At 68.9% G+C, this 12,092-nt stretch carries 6 protein-coding genes and 2 pseudogenes; 4 read left to right on the plus strand and 4 right to left on the minus strand.

Features of this window, described 5'->3' with window-relative positions; genetic code table 11:
* The coding region (mobF, locus tag Ae331Ps2_RS29570) for a MobF family relaxase (protein ID WP_217695668.1) at nt 1-3,373 on the minus strand (3,373 nt) is incomplete at its 3' end.
* A gap of 903 nt (nt 3,374-4,276) precedes the next feature.
* Here mobF and Ae331Ps2_RS30830 point away from each other — a divergent pair.
* The 4 genes and pseudogenes from Ae331Ps2_RS30830 to Ae331Ps2_RS29585 form a co-directional block, all read left to right on the plus strand.
* A pseudogene (locus Ae331Ps2_RS30830) lies at nt 4,277-4,450 on the plus strand (IS5/IS1182 family transposase); the annotation flags it as partial.
* Nucleotides 4,451-4,615: 165 nt separating this feature from the next.
* The gene (locus tag Ae331Ps2_RS29575) at nt 4,616-4,948 is read left to right on the plus strand and encodes a hypothetical protein (RefSeq protein WP_139319169.1); all 333 of its coding nucleotides are present in this window, start codon (nt 4,616-4,618) and stop codon (nt 4,946-4,948) included.
* A gap of 167 nt (nt 4,949-5,115) precedes the next feature.
* The gene (locus tag Ae331Ps2_RS29580) at nt 5,116-5,568 is read left to right on the plus strand and encodes a hypothetical protein (protein WP_139319170.1); all 453 of its coding nucleotides are present in this window, start codon (nt 5,116-5,118) and stop codon (nt 5,566-5,568) included.
* 116 nt (nt 5,569-5,684) lie between these two features.
* Entirely contained in the window at nt 5,685-8,318 is a 2,634-nt protein-coding gene (locus tag Ae331Ps2_RS29585) for a UvrD-helicase domain-containing protein (RefSeq protein WP_075313423.1), read from the plus strand.
* A gap of 69 nt (nt 8,319-8,387) precedes the next feature.
* Here Ae331Ps2_RS29585 and Ae331Ps2_RS31675 read toward each other — a convergent pair whose 3' ends face one another.
* The 3 genes and pseudogenes from Ae331Ps2_RS31675 to Ae331Ps2_RS29600 all read right to left on the minus strand — a co-directional run bounded on the left by Ae331Ps2_RS31675 (nt 8,388) and on the right by Ae331Ps2_RS29600 (nt 12,041).
* Nucleotides 8,388-9,266 carry a hypothetical protein gene (locus Ae331Ps2_RS31675; protein WP_139319171.1) on the minus strand — a complete coding sequence of 293 codons (879 nt, stop codon included), beginning with the start codon at nt 9,264-9,266 and terminating at the stop codon, nt 8,388-8,390.
* 213 nt (nt 9,267-9,479) lie between these two features.
* Nucleotides 9,480-10,811 (minus strand): annotated as a pseudogene (gene dnaB, locus Ae331Ps2_RS29595) (replicative DNA helicase); the annotation flags it as partial.
* Nucleotides 10,812-11,207: 396 nt separating this feature from the next.
* Nucleotides 11,208-12,041 (minus strand): hypothetical protein, encoded by an 834-nt coding sequence (locus Ae331Ps2_RS29600; protein WP_075329882.1) that lies wholly within the window; start codon nt 12,039-12,041, stop codon nt 11,208-11,210.
* Nucleotides 12,042-12,092 lie beyond the last annotated feature (51 nt).

Consider the following 12,092-nt stretch of genomic DNA (forward strand, 5'->3'; position numbering starts at 1 on the left):
CCCACCCGGGTGCCTGCTCAGCAGCCCGCCGCCCCAGCACGCCGATCCGGTCGACGATCAACGGCGCCAACCGGTTCCGCTGCCGAGCATGAACACCATCACCAGTAACGGTCCACGACTCGAACACCGTCGCGGCGGTGACCGGGTCCTCCGGCACCCGTCCACTGACCGCGCCGGCGATCCGCCACCGCAGCACATCCGACACGTTCTCCGCCGAGTCCAGTTCCCGCGAGCCCGCAACCTGGGAGAGGAGCCGCGCCGGGTCATGCCCGGCCAACTCCGACTCCGCGAGGACCGCCAGCAGCGACCCGCGACCGCCCTCAGCCTCGACCCGGGCCGCGTTCACCGCACCCAACGCCCCCGTCAGAAGCCGGCCGGCCCGTTCACGGTGCTGCATCCGGGCCAGGTCGAACCAGTCCCCGGCCAGCGTCACCAACGACCGCGCCTGATCCTGCGCCTCGGCGCGGGCAGCCACCGCCGAGGTCTGCGCCCCACTGAACTCGATCACCGACGAAAACCGCGACCTCGCCGTCTCCGCTAGGGCCTGCGGATCATGAGCATCCGCCGGGCGGGCGGCGACCAGCCACACATGATTCTCCACCCGGCCCCGGGTGATCGCCGGATACACCGCGTCCCGGCCCATCTCCTCGGTGATGACCGAGTGCCCGGTGTCAACCGTCAACGACTGCGCCGCATGCACCGTCCCCGCATAGGCCAGCCGCAGATGCCGGGCGGCGTACTCGACCGGGAAATACGCGATCACTCCGTGCTGGTCACGCCCCAACAGAAAGTGATCATTGTTTTCATCACGGTGAGCACCGATGATCGTGTAGGTCTCCCGGTTGGTGACGAACGCACACAGCTGCCCCCCCCCACAGGCACCAGCCGGGAGATCCACCCGCACCGACCGATCGTTGAGCCGCGCCTGCACCTTGTCGCCGATCGACACCGCCTGACCACCCGGTTCAACACCGTGCACCCGCCCGACCGGGGCCGGGTCGACACGACCGAGGCCGATCAGTTGCTCCCGCAACCGCCTCGAGAGCTGCGCGGCCTGCTCATTGCCCGCCACGATCAGCAACGACGAACGGCCGGCGACGGTGTCGGCCAGCCACGACCGCGACGCACCCGCCTCCATCTCCTCCACCGAGCCCGCGTGCAACCGACCCCGGGACAGATACTCCGCGACCGCCGCCGTGTCCCCCGCCCGAACCTGCAGTGACGCCGCCTTCTCCCACTCCTGGGCGAACCGGTGCACCGTCTGCAACTCGACCACCGACGACGCCGTACCCACCAGATGGGAGAACAACCCGCCCGCGCCGACCGCGCCCAACTGCTCCGGGTCCCCGGTCAACACGACCTTCGCGCCCGCCTCAGCAGCAAGGCTCGTGATCAGGTGCAGATCGACGGTGGAAGTCATCCCCGCCTCATCGACGACAACCAGATCCCCCGCCCCCAGCCGGTCGCGGACCTGACCGTCGGAGCCGGGGGTGAACCGGCCACCGAACACAGCAGTGTTGATCGCGTCGATGTGGGCGTCAGCGAGGTTGTTCGCCGCGATCTGCGACGTCGTCACCCCCAGGACACGCCCCCCGACCTCACGGGACCACACCTGCGCCAGCGCCGACATGGTGCGCGACTTCCCCGCACCCGCCGGACCGACGACGACATCCCCTGCGACCCGGGAGGTCAGCACCGTCAAGGCGGCGTGGACCTGATCGTCGCTCAGGCCGTGCCCGGACAGCTCCGCCCGCACCCCCGCAGCCTTCCCAGGTGCCAGACCGACATCCAGCGGCCCCGACACCCGCGCGACCACGGCCTCCTCACGCCCGAGATGCGCCGCCGAGGTGTAACGCTCACGATGCGCCCCCCGCAGGACATAGCCGCCGTCCCCGACCACCCTCGACCCGTCAGCGTCCACCCGCCCGCCCCGCTCCCGGCGCAACCCATCCGGGATCGGCGCGGGCTCGGTCATCGACACCTGCACCACATCCGGCCGGCCCACCGCCTCCCGAGCAAGATCGAACAACGCCGCACCGCGTTCAGACTCCGACGCCCCCGCCAGCCCGAGAACCTCCCACCGATCCCCGACCTGCGCCTTGACCGCCAGAGCCAGGTTCCCGATGTCCCACACCGCATACAACGCCGACACCCGCTCTACCGCCGCCGACAACACCGCATCCCGATCAACCGGCTCATCGACGCTGACACCGCCCCCCACCGCAGCTTCCGCAGCTCCCGACAACACCTCGACCGCAGCATCAGCATGCGCGCGCGCCCACCGCGCCAACGCCCGCGGCCCCGCATCGGCTGACTTCGGCGCACGCGTCTCCAACGACGCCAACCGCGCCACACGATGCAACACCGCAGCCGACAACTCCCCACCCCCAGCCCGCGCCGACAGCTCCGCTTTCATCGCCGCGACACGGTCCTCAAGCTGCTTCGTCCGCGTCGACGCCGCATCCATCAACGCCTGATCGATCCCCGCGATCTCCCGGGCGAACCCATCCGGACGATCCCGCCACCCCACACCCAACTCAGCCGTCAAACGCTGCTCCAAGGACTGCTGATAGACCGCGTCCACCGCCTGCTTCAGCCCACGAAAAGACGCCCCATCCAACGCGCCGACCTTCCCCCCAGAAGTCGAGGTGCGATTCAGCAACGCCGCATGCGTGTGCAGATGCGGCTCATCCTCACGATTCGTCGAATGCGCCCACAACGACCACGTCGTCCCCGAACCCTGCTCGAACACCCCCATACCCGCCACCGACCGCGGACCCGAATGACGACCCGTCCTCGTCACCGCCACCCGCGCATCCGCAAACGACACCGCCGACTCCACCGCCGACTCATGCGCCCCACGAACCTTCTCCGCAGCCTCGGTCGCACCCGCCGCGATCAACGCCGCGTAATACACACTCACCGACTTCGGCGCCGCGAACACCCAGTCGTAATACGCCACCGACCGGCGCCCATCCGACTCCGCCGACCGACGGACCTCCTCCACCCGCTCCGCGCTTGGCGAGCCCTTCTCCCGACCCAGAGCCCGCTCGACACGCTGCTCCGCCGACAGATACCGCCGCGGCCGAGACCCAATGAACACCGGATCCCTCTCCGACGAATCCGGATGCCGCAACTGCCCGAACACCGCACGAACGTCATCCGCCGCGACCGTCTCGCCCGAGGCGAACGACAGGCCAAGCCCAGCCATCCCCGTACCGAACCAACGACCCGCCGGCTCCCCCCGAGCCACCGCCTTCGCGTAATAACCAGGCCCGTCCACAGCCTCCCCCCGAGACTCGTGCGCGGCGCAACCCGACCCACGCACCAGGTACTCCACCGCACCCGCACCCACCGCGATCACCCGCAACACACCGGCCACCCTACCCCACCCAGCCGAAGATCATCAGATGATGCATAGGTCCTGTGGACTTGACTTTGATCTTGGGGTGGGCTTCACTGTGCACACAGGCAGCAGCAGCAGCCGGCGGACCCACTACTACTGCGGCGTCACGGGGGCGACCGGCCGGCGCCGCGCAACGGCAAGCCGACCCCGGACCGCAGTCGACCTCGGGGCGGCGAGGACCGGAAGCGGCGCGGCAGCACCCGCCCGCACCGCCCCCCCCCTCTGCCCCGAGCCCGCGGCGGACACCTCTCGATGCCTCACGAAGAACCTTCCCCGCAAAAATTCCCCAGCGCTCACGCCCCGAGAACCATTCGAATCCCGCCAGGGGCTTCAACCTCCGCTGCCGACCAGGACAACGGCTTACGGCCCGCAACACTGACTCGATAGTAGTCACTTTTCGGGGCACCATCGATTCTAAAACTAAACTGGCACGAACCCCCCACGATGACGGAATCCTTCAGATGCCCAGAGCCGATTAATTCCCTCTTTGAATTTAGCACCGAGATCCGCGCTCCTGCTCGGATTTCACCGAATTCTCCGAATCCAGCGCAACCACCAGAAGGCAGAGGGGTGAACCCGTCAGAAATTTTCCGAGAAGGTGCGGTCATCAAGCCCACGAGCTTGCCCTCTATGGGGATCCTAGCGCCTTCTGACATGAGCAGAAACCCTGCCGCTGCAAACAGGACAAGGAATGTCAACCCGGCCGACACTACGATAGCCCAAACTCGCTTCGAGCGGCCCCTGATGCTATTCGGGCGGGGCTTCTGGGTTCGAAATGGAACCGTATCCTGATCATCATTTCGTAGCGGCCCTGGGCCTTCTCTACGACTAGCCGGACTTCTGTTTTGGCTCGCCGGATCGAAAAGGCTCACCGACGACACCCACGCCGCGCTCGGCGACCTCGGCTACGAAGGCGAAGTCGACCGGCTACCCAAGACCACCTTCGCCGCGCTACGGCGAGTCACGCCATGCCCCTGGCACACCGGCGCGATCACCGCCGCTGCGCTCGTACTGCTCCACACCGAGTACGACCGCACGGCATGATCAACCCGTTACTGAGAACACCTCATTGTGGTGCGAGTGATCGACGAACGTCGACACGTGAGCGACGGTGGCACTTGTCGGGTGCAGGCAGGCAGGTGGGTGAGCCGGTCAGCCTGCCCGTTGTCGGTGCTGGTGAGGACAGGCTGGCGGGAACGGGAGCTCAAGGTGGAGATCGACCCGGTCGTGTTCGCTGCCGCGCAGGCTCGCCGTTTCACCGGCCGGCGTCTCCGGGTCGGTCGTTCGGCCGTCGTGCATGACGTCGCGTGGAAGGCGTGGCTCGGGGACCTCGCTTTACCTGTTGCGGCGTGTAATCAAGGGTGGGCGGGGCTCGCCGCCGCCGATGACCTGACAGCCACCGACGATCCCGCGAACTGCCGTAAATGCGCCCTCGCCGGCAGCCGGGCCGCAGCGCGGCGGGCGCCGCCGTTCCAGACCACCCTGTTCGACCTCGACACCGGCGGCGGAGGCGACAGACCGGTGCCGGGCTCGCTCGACTGAGCGCAGCGGTCACACGTCTTACGGCCCGGTGCTCGACATCTCGAACGGCGCGCGGCCGGCGGCACTATCCTGGGTCGAATGAGGTTCACCGGTGCGTCCGGAATGATCGGCGACGCAGATACACCCACCCTGGTTCGTGTTCGTGTTTTTCGGGGCGGGAGCGGGCTGTGAGTGCCGAGAAACGGATCGCGGCGCGGATGGGGCCGGGTGATGTGGTGGTCGCGGTGTCGCAGAAGTTCCCGTTGCCGGGGAAGAACCTCGTCGCGATCTCACGGGTCGTGGGTAACCATCTCGAACGGGCCCGTCGCCGCGGCCAGATCGTCGACAGCTACGCCGGGCCCGACCACGACCGAGTCACCGGCCGCCCCCTCGACCCGGGCGATGCGGGTGGGGACGTCCTCGTCGTGCGGGTCCAGGTCATCGCCACCAGCATCAACCCGGGCCTGCAGGGCGGGATCGCGGCACTCCGTGCCGGGATCAGCGCAGCGATCGCCGCGCTACCCGACCAGTTCGACCCCGCGCAGGCCGCGGATCTACTCGCCTCCGTCGCCGGGGACGCGATGAGCGTGTCCTGGGCCGACCGCGACGAACTCCGGTTACGCGCCGAACTGTTCTCCTGAGCTGTCCCGGAGAAGGATCCCGATAGGGCCGATATGTGCGATCCTGGACGGTGTTCACAGTGTTCATCGACACGCTGGGTCGACGCACTGGGTGTGTGAGGACCTTCGGAGAGGTGATGGTGGCCCGACCCGATCGCAGCCCCGACCGGTGCTGGCTGGATGTTCCGTTCGTGGAGAAGGACGTCGCGAAAGCGGCGGGGGCCCGTTGGGACGCTCGGGCACGGCGGTGGTTCGATCCGGCCCCGCCGACCGCGGCGCTGGCCCGGTGGGCGGCCCGCCCGGAGGTGCCCCAGGTGCTGCCGGGTGAGGACCGCACGGTCGGGGACGGGCTGTTCGTGGATCTGGTCCCGTCCTCGTGCTGGTTCACCAACGTCCGCTCGTGTGTCGACCCTGCCGACTGGGAGCGGCTACGCCGCCCGGTGCTGGGACGGACCGGGTATCGCTGCGAGGCCTGCGGCCGCGGCGAGGACCGCCGGCCCGACATCGCCCGTTATCTCGATGTCCACGAACGCTGGACCTATGACGACGCGACCGGGGTGCAGACGTTGCGCCGTCTGGTGTGTCTGTGCTCGGGCTGTCACCTGGTGACCCACTTCGGATACGCGAACGTCCAGGGCCGCACCGAGGAAGCCCTGACACACCTGTGCACGGTGAACAGCTGGACCGAGGAGCAGGCCGTCGCGCATATCGCTGAGGCCATCCGGACCTGGGAACAGCGCTCGGCTCGGACGTGGGAGCTGGACCTGGGGATCCTCACCGCCGCCGGGATCGGCCTGCGCCGCCCACCCCGGGCACAGGAACGGGCGCAGATCGCCGAGAAGACCCTCGCCCACGACACACCCGCACCGACAACGCCCGCCCCGGACACGACCGGTTCCCCCTCGGTGCCCCGGCAACGCGCCGCGGCGCCGCGCACCCGGGCAGCGGGGAAGACAACGAGGAAAAAGACGCCGGGAAAGCCGTTGACCGGTGAGCAGCGGGCCGCGGTCGAGGCGTTCACCGCCGGCTACGACCTGACCATCCAGGCCGGGGCCGGGGCCGGGAAGACCTCCACCCTGCGTGCCCTGGCCGCGACCACGACCGCGCGGGGTCTGTATCTGGCGTTCAACAAGTCCATCGCCACCGAAGCCGGGGCCTCGTTCCCCCCGTCGGTGCAGGCGGTGACCTCCCATTCCCTCGCCTACGCCGCCCTCGGGCACCGCTACCAGGCCCGCCTGAACGCACCCCGGATCCCGAGCACCGACCTCGCCCCTGTTCTCGGGATCGACACCCCGTTGACCTTCGGTGAACGGAGGGTGAGCACGACCGGGCAGTGCGCTGCGGCGCAGAAGACCGTCCTGAACTTCTGCCACTCCGCCGACGACACCATCAGCCGCCACCACGTCCCCCACCTGACCGGGATGCCCGACCGCCGCGCCCACCGGATCTTCGCCGGGATCGTCGTGGACTACGCCCGCCGCATCTGGAACGACCTCCAGCATCCCGACGGCACCGGCGACGGCGATGGCGGCACCGGCGTGTTCCCGTTCAGCCACGATCACTACTTCAAGATGTGGGCGCTGACCGAACCCCGTCTGGACTGCGCGTTCCTGCTCCTCGACGAGGCCCAGGACACCAACCCCGCCCTGGAGAAAATCTTCCGCGACCAGCGCGGGCACGCGCAGCTGGTCATGGTCGGTGACTCCGCCCAAGCGATCTACGGCTGGCGCGGCGCCCGCGATGTCATGACCGACTTCGACGGTGTCGGATTGACCCTGTCGCGGTCGTTCCGCTTCGGTGCCGCCATCGCCGACGAAGCCAACCGCTGGCTCCCCTACACCGGGCAAACCCTCCGGTTGACCGGTAACCCCGACCTCGCCAGCACCATCGGCACCCTCGACGAGGCCGGTGGGGATGTGCCGGATGCGGTGTTGTGCCGCACCAACGGCGGCGCGATGGGCGAGGTCATGGCCCTGCTCGCCGCCGGCCGCCGGGTCGCGCTCTGCGGCGGCGGCGGCCCACTACGCGCCCTGGCCCTGGCCGCGCGGGACCTCCAAGCCGGGCGTCCCACCAACCACCCCGAACTCCAGCTGTTCACCAGCTGGGACGCCGTCGGTGACTACGCCGAGCACGACCCCGCCGGACACGACCTCAAACCCCTGGTCGACATCATCGACCGGCGTGGGGTCCCCGCCGTCCTCACCACCCTCGAGCAACTGTCGGCCGAACCCGACGCCGAGGTCGTGGTCTCCACCGCGCACAAAGCCAAAGGCCGTGAATGGCCCGTCGTGCGGATCGCCGGCGACTTCCCCCCACCCCCGCTCCAACCCGACCCCGACACCCCCGGGGAGAAGATCATCGAGCTCGACCCCGACTACGCCCGCCTCGCCTACGTCGCGGTCACCCGCGCCCAACACCACCTCGACCCCGGCAGCCTCGACTGGATCCACCACCCACCCGCCGCCCTCCGCACCCGGCACCCACCACACAGCACCCAGCACCACACCGGGCTACGCATCGGCACCATCGACATCGACATCGACACCGACAGCGGCGGCGGCGGTATCGGCGGTGCTCGCCGCTATCAGGCGGCCGGCCACGACCCCGCCGACAGCCAGGACCTGCACCACGACCGCGACCCGCAACGCATCGGAGAGATCCTCGCCGCCCACCGCACCTGCACCGCCACCCGCCACCCCACCGACCCCACCATCCCCGCTGAGGCCCGCCGCTGGGCCCGGGTCATGACCGGCCTCGCCTCCCGCTGGTAACCGAATCACACCTTCCCCAGCAACGTGAAATCGTGATCCGTTCTCGTTCTCATGCGACGAGCATCGCGTTCACCGATCTGGTTGGCGTGTCCCGGTTCGGGGGTTCCAGTTGGTGCTGGATGTCCGGGTCCTGAACCATTGTTTGCCGAGTGGAGCGAGCTCGCTCAGGCGTTGGAGTTGGAATCGGTCTCGGTCGGGGCGTGTTTCCAGCGCCGCCTCAGCGAGGCCGTAGGAGTTGTCGCTGACGACGTAGAGCACACAGAACTTTTCGCTGGAGGTCAGCGCTGTACCGGTGGCGATCAGCGCTGTCCAGTCCTCATCCCACCCCGGGGTCGTCTTCGAATTCGAGGACGGGTCCGACGACGGGTCCGACGACGAGGACGAGTTCAGGTTGGCGTTCAGGTTGGCGTTCAGGTTGACGCGGACCAGCCACGGCCATCCCGTGCCGGTCGAGCGGGGAACCAGCCAGGCCAGACCATCGGGATAGGTCAGCGGGCCGGGCGGCGCCCCGTTGGGAGTCCTGCCTGTTTTCTGAGTGGGTGTCCGCGGTCGGGTCGGGGCGGGAGCGCGGTGTTCGGATTCCCAGCGTAGATAGCGGCCGGACATCCATTCTCCGCCCATGGATTCGATCGCGGCGCGGACCAGGCAGACTGCTCGAAGGTGCCGCCACGTGGTTTCCGTCGGTGGTATTTCGTTCCGGTAGGGAGCCGCACCGGCGATCTCGTTTCCGTACGTGGTACACCACACCCACCGCACGGTACCGATCGTGGCAGTTTTGACCAGCCCGGCTCTCTCCCACCGGCGCAGCAGCTGCTCCATTTCCACACCGGTCAGCCCGCCGCACATGTTCCACACCATAGATTTCGGCATCGCCGACATCTCAACGATCCAGGAGAACACCTCACCATGCTTTCCTACAAGCTTCCGAACATAATCGGACTCAGCCATTATCGATCACCTATTTCACATGATTGTGTATGAGCCTTCGCTGACCTGCTTGTGCAGGTCAGGTGGACGAATACCAGCGGAGCGGGTACGCCCTAGCCCGGGCCCGGGCTGAACTACGGACAACAGGTTGGAAAAGGCTCATAGGTGGGAGCGGAGGGTGCGGGGGCCGGCGGGGCGGATCGAGGCCGCTGGTGGGCGCTGCTGAAAGGGGTCTTCGGCGCCCAGCGAGACGAAGCGGCTGTAGTGCAGTTGGTGGGCGACGGTGACGGTGACGGTGGGGCCGTTGCGGTGTTTGGCCAGGATGAGGTCGGCCTCACCGGCTCGGGGGTCGTCGTTTTCGAACGCGTCGGGGCGGTGCAGCAGGATGACCATGTCGGCGTCCTGCTCGATCGAGCCGGACTCGCGCAGGTCCGACAGCATGGGGCGTTTGTCGGTGCGCTGCTCGGGGCCCCGGTTGAGCTGGCTCATCGCGACCACCGGGACCTCGAGCTCCTTGGCCAGGAGCTTGATCTGGCGGGAGAACTCGGACACCTCCTGCTGGCGGGACTCGACCTTGCGGCCCGAGGTCATCAGTTGCAGGTAGTCCAGGATGATCAGCTTCAGGTCGTGGCGTTGCTTGAGCCGGCGGGCTTTGGCGCGGATCTCCATCAGGGTCAGGTTCGGGGAGTCGTCGATGAACAGCGGCGCCTCGGAGATCTCCGACATGCGGCAAGCCATGCGGGTCCAGTCGTCCTCGGACATCCGGCCGGCGCGCATGTCGGCCAGCCGGATCCGGGCCTCCGCCGAGAGCAGACGCATGACGATCTCGGACTTGCTCATCTCGAGGGAGAAGAACGCGCTGGTCATGCCGTGGCCGATGGAGCAGGAGCGGGCGAAGTCCAGACCGAGGGTCGATTTGCCCAGCCCCGGACGGGCCGCGACGACGACCATCTGGCCCGGGTGCAGACCGTTGGTGACCCGGTCGAGGTCGGTGAACCCGGTCGGGACACCCGCTGCCGCTCCGCCCTGGGAGCCGATCGCGTCGATGGCGTCCATCGTGGGCTGGAGAAGCTCTTCGAGGACGGTGTAGTCCTCGGTGGTGGTGCGGTCGGTGACCTCGTAGACCGCGGCTTGGGCCCGGTCGACGACCTCTTCGACCTCGCCGGACTCGTTGCCGTGGTAGCCCAGTTGCACGATCCGGGTGCCGGCCTCGACCAGGCGACGCAGGATCGCTTTCTCCCCGACGATCTCGGCGTAGTAGGCGGCGTTCGCCGCGGTGGGCACGGTCGCGATGAGGGTGTGCAGGTACGGCGCCCCTCCCAGCCGCACGAGCTCGCCGCGCCGCTGCAGCTCCGCCGACACGGTCACCGCGTCGGCCGGCTCACCACGGCCGTAGAGGTCCAGGATCGTCTCGTAGACGGTCTGGTGCGCGGGCCGGTAGAAGTCCTCCGGGCGCAGCACCTCGACCACGTCGGCGATCGCGTCCTTGCTCAGCAGCATGCCGCCGAGCACGGACTGTTCGGCGGTGAGGTCCTGCGGGGGCTGACGATCGAATCCCGACGGCTCCGCGGCTCTCGACGATCCGGATGTTCCCCAGGACCGGGGCCTTGTCCCCCGGGTGGGGGGCCGGGTGGAGGAGCCGTCCACCGCGCGCAGCGGCACCTCGCCCCAGCCGGCAGGGTCGGGAGGGACCTGATCGTCGGCGACCGGTTCCGGAGGCAACGGCACCACCCCCACCTCCGGCATCGCCGCTTCCCCCGGATACGGGGAGGTGCCTGACGGGTCGCTCACCGCGCCATCCTGACCGGCACCGCACCCATCAACGCTCACCGGGTCGGTCACCCAGACACCCGCGACACCACTGCCCACCGGGTCGTGGGCAAGCCGACCCGGACCGCAGCCGCCCCCAGGCGGCGAGGACCGGAAGCGGCGCGGCAGCACCTGTCAGCAACTCCGGCAGGTTCACACCGGCACCGCCCCTGTTCGGTCGAGCACCGGCCGGTCGAGCTCCGGCCGGTCGAGCTCCGGCCGGTCGGGGCAGACCGCACCCCGGTGGCGGGCCGCCCGACGGCGACCGGACGGGGTGGTCTCGAGGTGAGCGCGGATCATCGCCATCGCCGCCTCACGGCCGGCGCGGGTCGCGGGCTCGGGTGCCGGGTCAGCAAGAGCGGAGTCGCAGAGGCCACCATCGCGATCCTGGCCGGAGCTGTCAGCCCGGTCAGCACTGACAGCGCTCGTGTGCTGGTCAGGGCTGGTCTCAGCACCAGTCTCGCCGCCGACGGCGATAGGTGAGGTGTCACAGCTGACGTCACAGCTGACGTCGTGGGTGGTGTCGCGGGTGGTGTCGCGAGACGTCGGCGGGGCGGGTGCCAGCGGGAGTGGGTTCTCGTCCAGGGGCGCGACTTGAATGATCCGCAACCACCGGCTCAGATGCCGCGTGAACGCCTGGGACACGTAGGTGACCGGCTGAGTACCCGTGGCGTCTCTCATCGCCGCACAGGCGATCTCAGAGGCCTCTACGAGGGTGATGCCGGCGTCGAGACCGGACTGGATCGCCGACCCGACCCGCTCGACGTCGTCGACCGTCGGCCGCCACGACGACGACGCCCGTTTGGCCGTCCGCGCCCACTCCACCCACGGCAACCGCGCGACCAGAGCCCCGACCTCCGCGCCGACCTCTACGGCGGCCTCTGCGGCGGCCCCCGCGCCGGCCGCGCGGTCAGCGCCGGCCGACCCGGCCGGGTCGCGGTGGCCCGTGGCGGGCGGCTCCGCCGCACCGCCCGGCACGGGCTCCATCGACTCCTCTCCTCTCCGACTCCTCGGAGAGGAGTCGATCGATCTAGAGAA

This window comes from Pseudonocardia sp. Ae331_Ps2, assembly GCF_001932405.1.
Taxonomy (GTDB): Bacteria; Actinomycetota; Actinomycetes; order Mycobacteriales; family Pseudonocardiaceae; genus Pseudonocardia.

What these genes read in the sequence shown, in the direction of transcription:
- Ae331Ps2_RS29600 (WP_075329882.1), bottom strand. Translation starts at nt 12,041, where the DNA reads ATGGAGCCCGTGCCGGGCGGTGCGGCGGAGCCGCCCGCCACGGGCCAC.
- Ae331Ps2_RS31675 (WP_139319171.1), bottom strand. Translation starts at nt 9,266, where the DNA reads ATGGCTGAGTCCGATTATGTTCGGAAGCTTGTAGGAAAGCATGGTGAG.
- Ae331Ps2_RS29585 (WP_075313423.1), top strand. Translation starts at nt 5,685, where the DNA reads ATGGTGGCCCGACCCGATCGCAGCCCCGACCGGTGCTGGCTGGATGTT.